Origin of the sequence: Dehalobacter sp. DCM (assembly GCF_024972775.1) — a bacterium.
Classification (GTDB): Bacteria; Bacillota; Desulfitobacteriia; order Desulfitobacteriales; family Syntrophobotulaceae; genus Dehalobacter.
On record NZ_CP092282.1, the window covers coordinates 1,139,869 to 1,156,894 of the forward strand.

The 17,026-nt window shown below is 45.3% G+C and carries 12 protein-coding genes; 10 read left to right on the plus strand and 2 right to left on the minus strand.

Annotated features, from left to right (window positions below; translation table 11 throughout):
- The 10 genes from tsaD to LPY66_RS05535 all read left to right on the plus strand — a co-directional run bounded on the left by tsaD (position 1) and on the right by LPY66_RS05535 (position 13,018).
- On the plus strand, positions 1–1,038 hold the full coding sequence (gene tsaD, locus LPY66_RS05490; protein WP_443112459.1) for a tRNA (adenosine(37)-N6)-threonylcarbamoyltransferase complex transferase subunit TsaD: 1,038 nt from the start codon (positions 1–3) through the stop codon (positions 1,036–1,038).
- A gap of 422 nt (positions 1,039–1,460) precedes the next feature.
- Positions 1,461–2,036, plus strand: coding sequence for a 5-formyltetrahydrofolate cyclo-ligase (locus tag LPY66_RS05495; protein WP_337987091.1), 576 nt, complete (start codon positions 1,461–1,463; stop codon positions 2,034–2,036).
- Between the two features lie 71 nt (positions 2,037–2,107).
- A complete protein-coding gene (gene nuoE / locus LPY66_RS05500; protein ID WP_337987092.1) occupies positions 2,108–2,605 on the plus strand; it encodes an NADH-quinone oxidoreductase subunit NuoE in 498 nt (165 codons plus the stop codon).
- Between the two features lie 15 nt (positions 2,606–2,620).
- On the plus strand, positions 2,621–4,567 hold the full coding sequence (gene nuoF / locus LPY66_RS05505; RefSeq protein ID WP_337987093.1) for an NADH-quinone oxidoreductase subunit NuoF: 1,947 nt from the start codon (positions 2,621–2,623) through the stop codon (positions 4,565–4,567).
- A 26-nt stretch (positions 4,568–4,593) separates the two neighbouring features.
- Positions 4,594–7,269, plus strand: coding sequence for a formate dehydrogenase subunit alpha (gene fdhF / locus LPY66_RS05510; RefSeq protein ID WP_337987094.1), 2,676 nt, complete (start codon positions 4,594–4,596; stop codon positions 7,267–7,269).
- 314 nt (positions 7,270–7,583) lie between these two features.
- Complete coding sequence (locus LPY66_RS05515) at positions 7,584–8,417, plus strand: NYN domain-containing protein (protein ID WP_337987095.1); 834 nt, start codon at positions 7,584–7,586, stop codon at positions 8,415–8,417.
- 87 nt (positions 8,418–8,504) lie between these two features.
- Positions 8,505–8,960, plus strand: coding sequence for a MarR family winged helix-turn-helix transcriptional regulator (locus tag LPY66_RS05520; protein WP_337987096.1), 456 nt, complete (start codon positions 8,505–8,507; stop codon positions 8,958–8,960).
- Positions 8,961–9,032: 72 nt separating this feature from the next.
- A complete protein-coding gene (locus LPY66_RS05525; protein WP_337987097.1) occupies positions 9,033–9,872 on the plus strand; it encodes a DegV family protein in 840 nt (279 codons plus the stop codon).
- 178 nt (positions 9,873–10,050) lie between these two features.
- Complete coding sequence (locus tag LPY66_RS05530; protein ID WP_337987098.1) at positions 10,051–10,344, plus strand: ArsR/SmtB family transcription factor; 294 nt, start codon at positions 10,051–10,053, stop codon at positions 10,342–10,344.
- 196 nt (positions 10,345–10,540) lie between these two features.
- Positions 10,541–13,018: a CoA-disulfide reductase gene (locus LPY66_RS05535; RefSeq protein ID WP_337987099.1), complete on the plus strand. Its 2,478-nt coding sequence runs from the start codon at positions 10,541–10,543 to the stop codon at positions 13,016–13,018.
- Positions 13,019–13,177: 159 nt separating this feature from the next.
- Here the strand turns inward: LPY66_RS05535 and LPY66_RS05540 are convergent, their stop codons facing one another.
- On the minus strand, positions 13,178–14,164 hold the full coding sequence (locus tag LPY66_RS05540; RefSeq protein ID WP_337987100.1) for a uroporphyrinogen decarboxylase family protein: 987 nt from the start codon (positions 14,162–14,164) through the stop codon (positions 13,178–13,180).
- 250 nt (positions 14,165–14,414) lie between these two features.
- Positions 14,415–17,000, minus strand: coding sequence for a molybdopterin-dependent oxidoreductase (locus LPY66_RS05545; protein WP_337987101.1), 2,586 nt, complete (start codon positions 16,998–17,000; stop codon positions 14,415–14,417).
- Positions 17,001–17,026 lie beyond the last annotated feature (26 nt).

Consider the following 17,026-nt stretch of genomic DNA (forward strand, 5'->3'; position numbering starts at 1 on the left):
ATGAAAGAAAAGCAACGTATGGAAGCAAAGCAAGACATCATTATTTTAGGAATAGAAACGAGCTGTGATGAAACATCAGCAGCTGTGCTGCTGAATGGCCAGGAACTGAAAAGCCATATCATTTCTTCGCAAATCAGTACGCACCAGAAATATGGCGGTGTGGTTCCGGAAATTGCCTCGAGAGAACATTGTGTTCATATTAGCCAGGTAGTGAATGAAGCCCTTAAACAAGCGGGCCTGCAGTTTGATAATTTATCTGCAATTGCTGTAACCTATGGACCGGGTCTTGTCGGTTCCTTGCTTGTTGGTGTTTCTTTTGCCAAGGCATTGGCTTATGCCGCCGGAATTCCCTTGATTGCGGTGAACCACCTGGAAGGACATGTTTATGCCAATTACCTTGAACATAAAAACCTGGAATTCCCTTTACTGGCACTCTTAGCTTCTGGGGGACATACGAACTTGATCATTTTCAAGGGACATTTGGATTACGAAGTTATTGGCAGTACCCGTGATGACGCAGCAGGGGAAGCCTTTGATAAAATTGCCCGCGCCTTAGGATTTGGCTACCCCGGTGGTCCAAACATACAGAAGGCTGCTGTCGGCGGGAATAAAACCGCCTTTGACTTTCCGAGAGCAATGTTGGAACCCGGAAGTCTTGATTTTAGCTTCAGCGGGTTAAAATCATCGGTTCTAAACACACTGAACAGTGCAAGAATGAAAGGGGAGAGTTTAAATAGCTCGGACCTGGCAGCTTCTTTTCAGGCTGCTGTTGTCGACGTCCTTGTCCAAAAAACACTAAAGGCTTTAGACCGCTTTCCTGCCAAAACATTTGCTTTAGCCGGGGGGGTCGCAGCTAACAGTAATTTAAGAGAAGCTCTTCAAAAAGAACTCAATTTACGCGAGGTCCGTTTTGTTTACCCTTCACCGGTCTACTGTACAGATAATGGTGCTATGATTGCTCTCGCTGGGTATTATCGTTACCTGAAGCAGGATTTTGCTTTATGGAAGTTAAATGCAATACCGGGTTTAAGTCTATAGAAGATTATCGTAACAGGTGTGAATCGTTCTTATTACTATATGAGGAAACGACACAGACATATTATTTTCGGAATTTTGAAAATAGGGTCCTATTCTATTTAAAGCATAATACGACAAAATATTGACATGAAACGAACTTATTCGATAGGTGAAAGAATTATCCACAATCGTTGTGGATAATGTGGATAAAATAAGAAACAACTTATTATTCGCTCGCTATCTATGGGGATAATTTTGTCAAAAGAATAATTATACCTGTATGATTATCGCGAAATAGTATCAATGAATCATGAAATTTGTCGGTAAAAATCGATTATGTATCCTGCATTATCTTACATTTTTTAATGAAATCAATCGTTCGTGCAGGTTTTGGCATATTACATGCTCTATCCCAGGTTTTTAAGTAAATAGGAGGAATCAATGTGAATAGGACTGAAAAAAATCTTCTTCGAAAGACGATTCTAAAAAATCGAAGAGCAATCAACGAAGAGGAGCGCAGCCAAAAAAACGCTGCTATTGAAAGGAATATATTGTCGTTGCCCATATATAAAGAATCTGGGACAATTATGATGTACTTAAATTATTGGGATGAAGTCGATACCGGAGGAATAGCGGAAGATACGCTGCAAGCGGGAAAAAGATTGGTGATCCCGTTATGTAAGGGTGAGATCATTATACCCTATGAGATAAAGCGTTTAGAAGAAGATGTCCAGATTGGCATGTTTGGAATCAGAGAGCCGCGCCCTGGCAATTCACGCGTCGTCGTGCCAAGCGATATTGATATCGTCTTAGTTCCAGGAGTTGCTTTTGATGGCAGAGGTAACCGCATCGGGTTTGGGAAAGGCTTTTATGATCGGTTTCTTCCACAGCTTAGAGACAATGTCACAATTGTTGGACTGGCTTATTCTTGTCAAATTGTTGACAAGATTGATGCGGAAGCGCATGATTTCACAATGTCTTTACTGGTTACAGAAAATGGTGTAATCTATTGTTCATAGGTGGCTATTTTAGAAAAATTCCAATTTAGTAAGCTTTTGGAATGTTATGACAATTTTAGAGGAGAATGAGTATGTGTAAGTGTTGTGACTCGAATCCCGAAAAAACGATTGTCGATCCCAAACAGGACAGGCTACAGGAAATCATTGCATCTCATCAAGGCCATAACGGTGCATTGATCCCCGTACTCCAGGAGGCTCAAGAAGTCTTCGGATATTTGCCGGAAGATGTAATGCGGACAATTGCGAAGGGACTCAAAGTGCCGGAAGCGCAAGTGTATGGTGTTGCCACATTTTATGCTCAGTTCAGGCTGAAGCCCGCGGGGCGTAACCTGATCCGTGTCTGTATGGGAACAGCTTGCCATGTCCGAGGTGCGCAGAAAGTATTAACGGAGATTGAAAGGGAACTTCACGTTGATGCTGGTGAAACCACGGCAGATCAGAAATTTACCTTAGAGACAGTCGCTTGCATTGGCGCATGCGGCTTGGCTCCGGTCATGACCATCAATGGTCAGGTGTTTGGAAACATGAATACCGGTAAAGTACCGGAAATACTTAAGAAGTTTGAATAGGGGAGGATAAAAGTTATGAAGACTTTAGCGGACGCTTGTTGTGAAAAATGTCATCATACTGCTACCAATCCCTGTTCCGATTATGTTTCGTGCAGAACGCTGGGACCGCTCTGCCATGATGATATGGCCTGCAGACAAAAGAGAAAGCAGTTGATATCTGTCATTTTGGAACCGGACAAGAGCAATAAACAGATATTGGTCTGTAATGGGACAGGCTGTTATTCGTCCGGGTCACAGACATTGATCGATTTACTGAAAGAGGGATTGGCCGAAAGAAATATCACTGATGTCGATGTGCGGTCCACCGGTTGCCATGGTTTTTGTGAGCAGGGCCCCACAGTCATTATTGATCCTGGTAACACATTTTATACAAAAGTAAAATCGGAAGACATTCCGGAAATTATTGCTAAGGATATTGTTGGGGATGAAAAAATACAGAGACTCCTCTATCAGGATCCCACCTCGGGAGAGTATGCTGATAATTTTCAAACCGTTAACCTTTTCGCCAAGCAGCAGCGTGTTATCTTAGATAACTGCGGCAAGATCGATCCCGAGCAAATTAGCCATTATCTGGCCAAAGATGGTTATCAGGGATTGGAAAAGGCAGTTAAGAGGATGAGTCCAGATGACGTTGTAGCCGAAGTAAAAAAATCTGGTTTAAGAGGCCGAGGTGGCGCAGGTTTTCCGACGGGCCTAAAATGGAGCTTATGCCGTCAATCTGAAGGCAATAAAAAATATGTGATATGCAATGCTGACGAGGGTGATCCGGGTGCATTCATGGACCGGGGCGTTCTGGAAGGCGATCCGCATGCCGTGATTGAAGGGATGCTTATTGGTGCCTATGCGATTGGCGCTGACGAAGGATACATTTATTGCCGTGCCGAATACCCGCTGGCCATTGACAGACTGAAAACAGCCATCGCCCAAGCGGAGAAAATCGGAATCTTGGGCAATAATATATTAAATTCTGGATTTAACTTTAAACTCCATATTAAAGAGGGTGCAGGCGCTTTTGTCTGCGGCGAGGAAACCGCGCTCATTGCTTCCATCGAGGGAAAACGCGGCATGCCTACCGTCAGACCACCTTATCCTGCTGTTAAAGGCCTTTGGGGCAAACCTACGAATATCAATAACGTTGAAACATGGGCCAATGTGCCATACATTTTGCGTAATGGCGCCGATTGGTATACGCAGTTTGGCACTGAAAAGAGTAAAGGAACGAAAATATTTGCCCTGACCGGGAAGGTCAACAATACCGGGTTAGTCGAAGTGCCTATGGGTATGACGCTTAGGGAGATCATCTTTGATATCGGCGGTGGGATTAAGGATGGCAATACATTTAAAGCCGTACAGATTGGCGGTCCATCAGGAGGTTGTCTCCCGGAGGGAATGCTGGATCTTGAAGTGGATTATGATAACCTGACAGCAGCCGGGGCTATGGTGGGATCGGGTGGTATGGTCATTTTGGACAATACGACATGTATGGTTGATATTGCCCGCTTTTTCTTAAGCTTTACCCAGAAGGAATCCTGCGGCAAATGTACACCTTGCCGAGAAGGAACGAAGCGGCTTCTGGAAATCTTAGTCCGGATCACCAAAGGTGATGGTAAGATTGAAGATCTGGAGACGCTTGAACGGTTGGCGAAAGTTATTAAGCGCACATCACTTTGCGGTCTTGGACAAACAGCACCGAATCCACTTTTGGCTACATTAAAATACTTCCGCCATGAGTATGAAGCGCATATCCTGGAAAAACGATGTCCCGCTCATGCTTGTACCGCGCTTATGGAATATACCATCGATAGTGAAAAATGCAAGCGGTGTGGCAAATGTGCAAAGGTCTGTCCTGTGGGATGTATTTCAGGTGACAAAAACACACCGTATGTCATTAATACTCAGCTCTGTATCAAATGCGGCGCCTGTAAGGAAAATTGCAAATTTGATGCCATCAGCCAATTATAAATAATTCTGTGAAAGGGAGTGAGAGTGTGGACAAGGTTCAACTCCAAATCGACGGGAAAATGGTGTCTGTATCGGCTAAATCAACGATTCTGGAAGCAGCCAGAAAAAACGGTATTTCTATTCCGACCCTGTGCCATGCGCCGGAATTGACCAATTGGGGAGCCTGCAGACTTTGTATGGTTGAAGTCGAAGGTATGCGCAATTTGGCAACAGCATGTACTATGGAAGTTTCACCGGGAATGGTTGTCAGGACAGCGACGCCGGAAATCATAGAAGCGCGAAAAACCATTTTAGAACTGATCTTGGCCAATCATGATATTGATTGCCTTACCTGTGAAAAAATGGGTGATTGTGATTTGTCACGTTATGCCTATGAATATCAAATCAAAGGTGATGTATTCCATGGTGAAAAACGCCAGACCGATGTGGAGGACAGCAATGCGTTTATTCTCCGGGATATGAATAAATGTATTCTTTGCGGCAAGTGTGTCAGAGCCTGTGCTGAAATCCAAGTCAATAATGTGTTAGACTACTCCAAGCGCGGGTTTGAGACTCAGGTCGGGCCAGCCTTCAATCTGCCATATGGCGAATCGGAATGTGTATTCTGTGGTTCTTGCCTGGCGGTTTGTCCGGTTGGTGCACTAACGGAAAAAGCCATGGTCGGCAAAGGACGGCCCTGGGAAATTAAAAAAGTTCGGACAACGTGCCCTTACTGCGGGACAGGGTGTAATTTTGATCTCAATGTCAAGGAAGGAAAAGTGGTCGGGGTCACGGCAAGCCCAGATGCGCCTGTTAATGGTAAAGCATTATGTGTTAAAGGCCGCTTCGGTTATGATACGATCCACAGCCCGAACCGCCTGACGACCCCGTTGATCCGTAAAGATGGTGAGCTTGTAGAAGCTGAATGGGATGAAGCGCTTGATTTGATTGCCGAGAAATTTTCTGCAATCAAGGCAGAGTCTGGCCCCGATTCGATAGGTGCTTTAAGTTCGGCACGCTGTATCAATGAAGATAATTATGCCATGCAAAAATTTATGCGCGCGGTGATCGGAACCAATAACATAGATCACTGCGCCCGTACCTGACACGCTCCCTCCGTGGCCGGTCTGGCCACTTCATTCGGCTCGGGAGCAATGACGAACTCCATTGGCGAAATACCCCGTTCCAAGGTGATTTTTGTTATCGGATCCAACACCACAGAAGCACACCCGGTTATCGGCAGCAAAATCAAACAGGCTGTCCGTAACGGCTGTCGGCTGATTGTGGCCGATCCCAGGGGGATCGAACTTACAGGACATGCCGAAGTTTGGATGCGTCTGCGGCCGGGCACGGATATTACTCTCATTAATGGTCTGATGCATATTATCTTGAGTAAAGGCTGGGAAGACAGAACCTTTATCGAAAAACGTACGGAAGGCTTTGAGAAACTTGAGACGATTTTACCCAAATATACCCCGGAATACGTCAGTAAAGTAACCGGTGTTTCTGTGGAAAAACTCTTTGAAGCTGCCGAAATCTATGCGACAGCTGAAAGTGCGCAGATATTCTATACACTGGGGATCACAGAGCATACAACCGGAACAGATAATGTTATGTCACTTGCTAATTTAGCAATGATAACAGGGAATTTGGGTAAAGAGAATTCCGGCGTGAATCCGCTGCGCGGGCAGAACAATGTCCAAGGGGCTTGCGATATGGGTGCTCTACCTAATTTCTACCCCGGTTATCAAAAAGTAGAAGACGAAAAAGTCCGTGAGAAATTTGAAAAGGCTTGGAATGTATCCTTAAATCCGAATAAGGGTTATATGATTCCGGATATGTTTGCGGCCTCTTTATCCGGTAAATTAAAAGCGCTGTATGTCATGGGTGAAGATCCTGTATCTACAGATGCGGATGCCAACCATGTGCGCAAAGGACTGCAGGCGCTGGATTTCCTTGTTGTCCAAGATATTTTCCTGACAGAAACAGCCAAACTCGCCGATGTCGTGCTCCCCGGTGTTAGTTATGCCGAAAAGACCGGGACGTTTACCAATACGGAGCGTCGCGTCCAGATGGTCAATAAGGCAGTTGAACCTGTTCAAGGAGCAAAACCGGACTGGCAGATCATATGTGCTATTGCCAGCCGGATGGGCGTTGATTTCGGCTACCGCACGACGACGGATATCATAAATGAGATAGCTTCCCTGACCCCACAGTATACAGGAATCTCCCATGACCGACTGGGAACACACGGGCTGCAGTGGCCGGTCACCTGCGATAGCCATCCCGGAACGCCGATTCTGCATATCGATGGTTGTACTCGGGGCAAGGGTTTGTTTATGCCAATTGATGCACGGATATCGGATGAACTGCCGGACAAGGAATACCCATTCCTCTTAAGTACTGGCCGTAAACTCAGCCATTATAACATTTCCACAAGGTATTCCAGCGTACTGAGCGCTTATTCATCGGAGGAAATGGCCGAAGTTAATCCTGAGGATGCCAAATTACTGGAAATTCGCGACGGAGACAGAATTACCGTCACATCCCGACGGGGTGAAGTTCAGACACGCGTCAAACTCACGGAAAAGGTACCGCCGGGTATGGTCTTCATGACGTTCCACTACGTGGATTCACCAGTCAATGTTCTGACCAACGGTGCCTGCGACAAGGTATCCGGCACCTATGAATATAAGGTGTGTGCTGTTAAGATTTCGAAGTAAACCGCAAAAAGAATACGTTTTGGTTAAACAAAAGTAATAAAAGTCTTCCTTTGATAAAATGAAAGGAAGACTTTTTCCTTTTACCTTCTGTAAAGAGACGGTATCCCAGATTCGTCACTGGTGACGAATCTGGGATCTTTTCTTTTCATGGATGAATTCATGCTGCGGTGCCATGGATGGCAAGGAGCGGCGATTGACAACGATACGCTGGCATCTCTTCTTTAAAAGAACTGTCACTCCTTGTCCTAACGAAACATATAGTGTTACAGGATGGTAAGAAGACCGAATAATGTAACAGTAAAGGGGTATCTCCATTGAAGGCATTAGGATTTGTTGACTACGAAAATATCTGGCAAGGCCTTCACGAAAATGGTTACAGGCTTCAGCCGGAAGAATTTATCCAGCTATTGGAGGATTATGCCGCTCGTATTGGGGTCGAACTTATAGCTGTTTATCTCTATGCAAATTTTGATAAAGAAGAATTTTGGCGGACTCAAACCGCTTTCGAGAAAAATAATATTTTTACACGTCATGTTTATGGCAAAAATAACTATGTCAACACGGATATTCGGGCAAATGCGGCCGATACTGAGCTCATGCTCGAAGTGCAGGAGATATTAGTAACACGCCCAGAAGCAGCAGATATTTTTCTTTTATTTACCAGTGACGGGGACTTTTTGCCGATTATCCGCAGAATTCGCGCCTGGGGAAAAGAAGTAAGAATTATTGGTGTCAAGGACAAGATTAATCATCGGCTGTATCCGTATTGTGAAGGGCTGGATGTTTTTTATACATTTCTAAATAAGGAATATACAAAATATAATCCAGGTGATGATTTCGTCGAAGGAGTAAAAATTATTGCTCAAATGCAAATGCGGCTCCCTTACCTCGCTTCGACACGTGCACGTTCCTATCTGGTTACAAAACTGGGAAGGTCAACCTCGGAGATTAAAGAGTTCATTCACTTTTTGCTGGCTCAAGATGGTTTAATTGAAAAGGAATTCCAGGACCCTCACCTCGTTATCAAGAAGACGAAAATATACCAGCTAAATTTAGCTAATCCCCAAATTGCACAAATCTTGGACGACCAAACAATGGAACAGCTCACTTTGCGCTATGCTCGGCTAGCTTCTGAAATGGCAGAGTAGATATTCTCAATTGACAAAATGAAAGGCCTGACATATATTTTATATAGAAATAATTTGAATCTCAAAATAAGCAAAAAGCGGTGGATTATGAATAATATTTATGGAACACTAAATGAACTGTTAGTAAAATTATTCAACAATATTTTGCATATTGAAGAGCTGGCACTCAAAGCGGGTGAGTTCAATGATTTAACAATCAATGAGATCCATGTTATCGAGGCTATTGGTTTAGATCGGCGTAATATGTCTTCCGTAGCCAAAGATCTGGATATTACAATTGGAACATTGACCATTTCGATTAATAACCTTTATAATAAAGGCTATGTTAACCGGACCCGTGGTAATGAGGACAGAAGAATTGTGTTTATATCACTTACGGATAAGGGACAGCGAGTTTACAGTCATCACGCTGCTTTTCACGAAGAAATGATCAAGACAACGATATCCAAACTAAACGAAGAAGAAATGGCGGTCCTGGTTTCTGCATTAGGTAATATCAACATCTATTTCAAGGAAAAATATAATACGAATAAAAAGGGCTAATATGGATATACCGGATGTGGTTTTGTATAAATAATTATGGAAAGCACTGTAAGACAGTATGAGGTGGGTAAATTGGCAGTTAAGATTATTACGGACAGCACAAGTGATATACCTAAGCACGTAGCTGATCACTATGGAATTTCAATCGTACCTCTTAAAGTGCTTTTTGGTGATCAAGAATATCGCGATGGAATTGACTTAACCAATGAGGAGTTCTATATAAAACTTTCGCAGCATAGGGAGCTGCCAAAGACGGCTCAGGTTAATCCGGGCGAGTTTGTGGAAGCATTCAGCAAGTATCTCAATAACGGCGATGCAGTTATCGGTATCTTTATTTCCTCCCAATTAAGCGGAACGTATAATTCCGCGGTGATGGCCAAGGAGATATTAAATAATGACAAATTGTATATCATCGATTCAAAGAGTGCCACCTTCGGACTTGGGCACTTAGTTATCGAAGCGGCAGAAATGGCTTTTCAAGGGATAGAGGCTGAAGATATTTTTAAGCAAATAGAAGTACTTAAAAATCAGATTGCTTTTTATGGTGTTATTGACACGTTGGAATATTTGAAAAAGGGCGGGAGACTATCAGCTACGAGTGCTATCGCCGGAAGCATCCTCGGGATCAAACCTATCATATCCCTTATTAACGGGGCAGTTGCCGTTATAGGAAAAGCGCGAGGCAGGAAGAGAGCTTTTCTTTGGATGTTAGACCATCTTAAACAAAACCAAGTGGATTTAACGGACAAACGGGTTTGTATCGCACATGCTGCATCGCCAGAAAGTTTGGAAGAGTTAAAACAACTGATACGAGATAACTTTAAAACTAAGGAAATCATTGATTTTTCGCTGGGACCGGTTATTGGGACGCATACAGGTCCCGGCTGTATTGGTTTTTGTTGCTTTACATAAGATTTTAAATAAGATAGGGAAAGATATTAGCGCAGGCGAGGATGCAGACCTCGTCTTTTTTTGTATTGCTTTCCAGTAACACAGAAAAGAAATATCGCATGGTTAGGAGAGAAGGTTGACAAATATATCTATATATCTTAATATTTAAATATAGTGATTTAGTTAATGAGGTGGTTCTATGCAGTCTTATAATGACGATCCGGAGTATTATGAAGAAAAGGCGGAAATACTAAAAGTGCTTTCACACCCTGTTCGATTATGTATCGTCAAAGGGCTGATTGAAAATGGCGAAACAAATGTGATGAATATGCAGAATTGTCTTAAGGTTCCGCAGTCGACAATTTCCCAGCATCTTTCGGCGCTCCGGTCTAAAGACATCATCAAAGGGAGACGCCAGGGCTTGGAGGTATATTATTCAGTTCAGAGTCTGCTGGCTAAGGATCTGGTCAACGTGCTCTTTGACAATACCTGATTATTATTTGATATCGAGTACGTGACGTGCAATAAAGATAAAATAATTGGTAAAAATGATAAACGGTTGGTTACCAATTGAGGTTTCTTCCTTATGATAACTATACTATCGTCTGTGAAATGTGTCACACCTTGTCGTTTGTGTATATATTGCTATTTATCAAGCATATTCAATAACCTTACAGGAGGCAAAATGTATGAATAAGAAAATTGTGATTGTCGGAGGGGTCGCAGGCGGGGCGACAACAGCAGCGAGGCTCAGGCGGCTTGATGAAAATTCAGAGATCATTCTTTTGGAGAGAGGAGAGCATATTTCATTTGCCAATTGCGGACTGCCGTATTTTATTGGCGGTGTAATCAAAGGAAGAGATAAACTGCTTGTTCAAACCGTAAAAGGTATGACCGACCGATTCCGTATCGATATCCGGATTAAATCAGAAGTGACGGCTATTAATCGGCAGGATAAAAAGATTGAAATCAAGAATCTGTCGACAGGTCAGGTCTATGAAGAAAGTTATGATATTTTAATTCTATCTCCCGGCGCAAGTCCGATTGTTCCTGGAATCGAAGGAATTACTGGAAATCCCCGGGTGTTTTCACTGCGGACAATTCCGGATGCCGAAGCGATCGATCATTTTATTGACCAATATCAAGCCAGAACAGCCGTAGTTGTCGGTGGAGGTTTTATCGGACTGGAGATGGCTGAGAATCTAAAGGAAAGGAACCTTGATGTTTATTTGGTTGAAGCAACGGAGCAAGTCCAACCTGCTCTCGATTATGAAATGGCATCCCTGCTTCACACCCATCTACAGGATAAAGGCATCCGGTTAGTTTTAAAAGATAGTGTTGTCAAGCTGGACGGATCCCGGGTATTTCTTCAGAGCAGGCAGCAGATCGAAGCCGATATGATTATAATGGCGATCGGTGTGCGCCCGGAAAATATGTTAGCCGTTAAGGCTGGATTGGAAATAGGAGAAAGAGGCGCTATTCGGGTCAACGACTATCTGCAGACCAGCGACGAATCTATATATGCTATCGGTGATGCCATCGAGGTGAAGCATTACATTACCGGACAGCCGACAAATATTCCGTTAGCCTGGCCGGCTAATCGTCAAGGAAGACTTTTGGCCGATAATTTATATGGCACTCCGAAGCCGTATCGCGGTACTTTGGGAACATCTGTCGCGAAGGTTTTTGATCTTACAGCGGCTTCTACGGGAATTAATGAGAAACAAGCTATTAAACTTGGTTTAAAGTATCGCGTTATTCATATCCACCCCAATTCTCATGCCGGCTATTATCCGGGATCCACAGTATTGGATATGAAGCTGATCTTTACTGAGGAAGGAAAAATCCTCGGAGCACAGGCGGTTGGATATAAGGGCGCTGAAAAGAGGATCGATGTCATCGCCACAGCCATTAAAGGCAATCTTACCGTCTATGATTTACAGGATCTCGAGCTGGCTTATGCGCCGCCGTATTCCTCCGGAAAGGATCCCGTGAATATGATCGGTTATGCTGCGGCTAATATTCTTGACAATAAGGTTAAAACCATCCAATACCATGAAATTGATGCTGTTGTTGCTGCAGGAAATATTCTGGTAGATGTTCGACAGCCCGAAGAAATTGAGTTGGGTAAAATAAGCGGTTCGATCAATATTCCCCTGCCGGAGCTTAGGTCCAGGCTGGGTGAACTTCCCAAAGATAAACCCATCTACCTGACGTGCCAGATCGGACTCAGAGGATATATTGCGGCACGGATTCTCGCTCAGCATGGATTTGAACCCATCAACCTGGACGGTGGTTTTCGGACCTATTCCAGCGTCAACTGGGCAGCAGAGACAAAGGATAAAGAGATGATTAAAGTCGATGATACGGGAAAGGCTATTGCTGAAGCCACGACGGAACAAATAACGGCAGACCGAGTGATCGACTGCTGCGGACTTCAATGTCCCGGACCAATCAAACAGGTATTTGAGAATATGAAAACGCTGCAGGACGGCCAGGTGCTGGAAATCCTCGTCACCGATCCGGGTTTTGCCAGGGATATTGAAGCTTGGTGCAGTAAAACGGGTAACACCTTAATTAAGTCTGAGACGACGGCAGACTATACAAAAGCATATCTGCGAAAGGGAAATTCCAGGTCGGAAAACCAGACGATAGCATTACCTGAACAATCTGCTGTTACCGAAGTGACAGACAAACCAAAAGGTGCCACACTAATTGTATTTGAACAAAATATGGATAAAGCATTGGCATCGTTTATTATCGCTACCGGGGCTGCTTCTATGGGGAAAGAAGTGACCATGTTCTTCACTTTCTGGGGTTTAAATATACTCAAAAAGCACAATGCACCAACGGTTAGCAAGGATGCTCTGGAGAAAGCTTTTGGGATCATGATGCCGCGCGGTCCAAGAAAGCTGCCCATATCCAATATGAATATGGGCGGTATGGGTTCCAAAATGATCAAATATGTGATGAAAAAGAAAAACGTCGATACGCTGGAGGATCTTCTGCATAATGCCATGGACATGGGAATCAAACTGGTTGCCTGCTCGATGTCCATGGATGTCATGGGCATTAAGAAGGAAGAACTAATCGACGGTATTGAGATCGGCGGTGTAGCCACCATGCTGGCCAAAGCCGAGGAATCGAACCTAAATCTGTTTTTCTAACAGGACGAAGGAGACATCTGGGACAGGGAGACAAAGGGGAGACAAAGGGACGTAGACACTTGTCTCCTCCGTCCCCTTTGTCTCCTCTGTATACTCCCATGAAATAGGAAGAAGGTATTGTCCTGAGACGATACCTTCTTCCTATTTCATTTGTTTGGATTAAAACATAAGTTTACTCATTCTGTCAATTTCCGTGTTGATCGCCTCATAGACGCTTGGGAAATGGCTCATCGGCCCAGCATGAGTGATGCAAGGAATAAAATAGTGTTTTCCATTAGCCCGGCAAGTGCTTTCAACCGCTTCGGCCACAATTTTCTTTGTCCAGCCGGGGGCATCGACGTCGCCGCTTTGGATTCCGCCCATAAAGGATATTTTTCCGCCGTATTTTTGGATCAGCTCGGGGATATTGTTACTGTTCATAACACCCTGAAAAATATCAATTCCCATCTCAATCATCGCGGGCACCAGATTGGCTGCATACGAATCACTGTGATGCACGATCAGCTGAACCCCGTTGGCTTTATAGAAACCATAGATTTTCTTGTAACACGGTACAATAAATTCAATGAACATTTCCGGCGACAGGAAAGAATTGATGCTGCTGCCCCAATCATCGTGCTGGAAGAGGGCGTCCGGATGCAACCTGTCGATAACAGTCCGGGCAAAATCCAAATAAAATTCCGTAATACAGGCCAGAAGATCATGCATGGCTTCGGGCTCTTCGTAAAAAGCCATCAACGCCTGCTCCATTCCCATCAGGTTGTGGGTCATATCAAAAACACCGGGATAAACCATAGCGGTTAAAAATTCCTCACGGCGATCGATGGCCTTAGCATGAGCAAGAGCAGGGGCCCAAGCCTCATCCGAAGTTGGGATAATGGGTTTTTTCACATATTTTTGCCATTGGGAAATATCCTTAAGGACGGTATGCTCAGCATCATGAACCGGAAAGGCTCCGATTTGTCCTTCCGGGTACTGCCAGGTTACACCCCAGGGGTCTATTCCGGTATTACCGGGAATGTAAGGTATTCCCGCCATGGTAAAAGCGGCTTCCGGGATCATATTTAAGAATTCATGCTGTTTGACAAAACGATCGGGGTTTCCGCCTTTTATGGTCTCTAAGAGATTTTGCCGTTTGGTTAACATTTATTTAATCCTCCTTGATCTGGGCGCTATTGCCAATTGGAACATATATTCGGAACATATTTATTATATAGGGTAAAGGAGCAATAGAATTTTGAACCTATTGCTCCATAACAGCAGACGGGGTATTCGTTTGAGTATTGATCGTTTGGGTTATTGATTTCCGTTAGGTGTTAATGGATATATCCCAGGCCTCATAGTGCCCAGGACAAAATCCTTCAGGTTCGATTTGGCGTGTTTAGGTTAGTGCCGGTCAGTGTTTGATCCAGTTCATGATGCTGACACCGGTGCCTTTGACATACTCGCGATTAAATGCCTCGGGGTATTCTTTGGCCAGCGCGTCAAGATCAGCTTTCTCGATATTGACCAAATAACCGCTGGTGACCTCGCCGGGACAATTCTTTGAGGTGATAGTCGTCGGGCAGATCAGGTTATTCGCACCGGAACGATCGGACTCGCCGGCGACGATCGGGTCAAGGCGTGTACCATGGTCCTGATAGACAACTCCGGGCATGATCCGTTCGGTCACATACGCACCACCGAGGACCCAACCGCGGTCGGTGATGATCTTTACCACGTCGCCGCTTTGAATTCCGTGCTTTGCAGCATCCCGGGTGTTGATCCAAACGGGCTCGTACTGATAGCCATCAGCTCCGGTCACTTTACAGGTCGGGATTTCTCTGAGCCAGGTCACATCGTCCAGCTGGGCATGGACACGCCAGCGTGGATGGTTGGAAACGATCAAATAAGGGTATTTCTCACTGCGGGGGTGCAGCAGGCTTTCCTGATGGCTTTCGCCAAAAGGCACAAAGCGTGGGTACGGCATGCGTTCGGTATCATCCGGGAAACAGCTGGCCAGGGCTTCGGAATAGAATTCCAGCTTACCCGTAGGCGTATTTAACGGGTACTCTTCCGGATTCTTACAGAAGTTTTCAAATCCCGCCGGAACATCTTCCCAGTTTTCCTTGGTGGGTACAGCATAATAGCCGTTTTCCTTAAACTGTTCAAATGTAATTTTTTCTGCTAAACCGGATGTGGCAAACGCCTTTTTGATCCAACCTTCAATATCAAGACCGTGGGTGAATTCTTCATAGAGGCCGAGAGCCTTGGCCACTTCGCCCACAGCTTCCCAGTCACTCTTGGATTCACCGATAGAATCGATACACTGTCCTTCATAGCAAGCGATACAGAAATTGCCGTTGTCGTTGTCCGTGCACATATCCAGTTCTTCAAATTTCGTGTTAATTGGCAGCAGGATATCCGCAAACAGGCAGTCGTTTTCCATCCAGGGGTGCTGAGCAACGACACACTCTATTTTTTCACTGCGCAGGGCTTCAATCATCGAGTTACCGCCGTTCCAGCAGGTGGTCCAGCAGGGCGTGTCTGTCCAGATCATATGGATTGGATTGGCATCCAAAAGGGGATAGCGGTATTCGATGAACTGATCCTCTCTGGGCCAGCCGGCGACCGGATAGGAATGCCAGGTCAGCGGATTGTCCGAAGTATAATCCCCGAGGATCGCTTTGGGGATCAAGGTCTTGGGAATAAAGGAAGGTTCCTGTTTGTTGATATAGCCGCGATAGCCGTCCTGCGGATTCGGTGCAAATTCGGAAGCAGGCGCCGGCATCTGGTCGGGAAGCCCCATCAGGTTCCATTCTAAAAATTTCATCTGGTTACGTCCCGGTTTGCCGAGTCCTTGCATCGCTAAGCAGGCTATTTCCAGACGGGCTGGTTCATGAGAATAAGTAGAGCGAACCAGCGACCCGCCGTTACAGTGGGCAATCGTTGTTGCTTCCCGATGCCATTTTCTGGCCAAGGCTTTGATGATGCGGGCAGGAACGCCGCAGATGGGTTCAGCCCAGTCCGGGGTCTTCGGGATGCCGTCTTCTTCCCCAAGGACATATTTTTTGAAGACATCGAAACCGACGGCATGGGTTGCAATGTAATCCTGATCCCAAATCTCTTCTTTGAGCCAGGTGTACATGATCGCCAGGTGCAGGGCAGAGTCGGTATTGGGCAATACCGGGATCCATTTATCAGCGTGAACGGCGTTGCCATAATTCACATCCGGGCAAACGTAGATCTGCTTAACACCGAGTTCGGTCAGCCAGAAGCAGTAACGGCTGGCAATTTGGCCGCCCCAACCCCAGGGTGTCGTTTCCATGTCACAGCCCCAGAAGAGGACCATACCGCAGTTATTCGCCATATCCCAGAGCAGATTGCCAATGGAGCCCTGACCGAGGGGATCCTGTCCCCACATATGCTTTGCTCCCCAGTACCAGCCTTCCCAGCTATCTGGATTGCGAACCTGCCAGGTAAAGCCGCCGGTGAGTTCCAGCAAATGGGTCTGGCAGCCGTGCGGTCCGTGGACTAATTTGGTTTCGCCATGACCGTCACCCTGAGCTAAGATGGACAGGGGGCCATAAACTTTGTTTACCCGTCTGATTTCGGAAGCGATCAGATTGGCTGCTTCCTCCCAGGAGATTCGGACGAATTTGCTTTTGCCGCGGTTCTGGGGATTGCGTTCCCCATTGGGATCCCAATCTTCGCGTTTTAGCGGGTAGGGGATACGGTTGGGCGAGTAGGTTCTTTTCTTATAGACAATGCTGAAAGGCGGAATCAGGGTTTTCAGAGAAGCATGGTATTCCTTGCCGCGAGCCTTGATAGTCCACGGGCGGAGGGATTCGCGGTCATAATGCTTGTCGATTTTAAGCGGCCGGACTCGCAGGATTTTGCCGTCCTTGACATCGACTTCGACAGTGTTGGAGTTTAAACCAAATGCACCTAACCCCAATCCTTTATAATACGTTTTAACTTTGCTTTTATCATCGTAAGCCAAGCAATTCACCTCTTTCAAAATCGGGT

What these genes read in the sequence shown, in the direction of transcription:
- LPY66_RS05520 (WP_337987096.1), top strand. Translation starts at nt 8,505, where the DNA reads ATGAATAATATTTATGGAACACTAAATGAACTGTTAGTAAAATTATTC.
- tsaD (WP_443112459.1), top strand. Translation starts at nt 1, where the DNA reads ATGAAAGAAAAGCAACGTATGGAAGCAAAGCAAGACATCATTATTTTA.
- nuoF (WP_337987093.1), top strand. Translation starts at nt 2,621, where the DNA reads ATGAAGACTTTAGCGGACGCTTGTTGTGAAAAATGTCATCATACTGCT.
- LPY66_RS05535 (WP_337987099.1), top strand. Translation starts at nt 10,541, where the DNA reads ATGAATAAGAAAATTGTGATTGTCGGAGGGGTCGCAGGCGGGGCGACA.
- LPY66_RS05540 (WP_337987100.1), bottom strand. Translation starts at nt 14,164, where the DNA reads ATGTTAACCAAACGGCAAAATCTCTTAGAGACCATAAAAGGCGGAAAC.
- LPY66_RS05530 (WP_337987098.1), top strand. Translation starts at nt 10,051, where the DNA reads ATGCAGTCTTATAATGACGATCCGGAGTATTATGAAGAAAAGGCGGAA.
- nuoE (WP_337987092.1), top strand. Translation starts at nt 2,108, where the DNA reads ATGTGTAAGTGTTGTGACTCGAATCCCGAAAAAACGATTGTCGATCCC.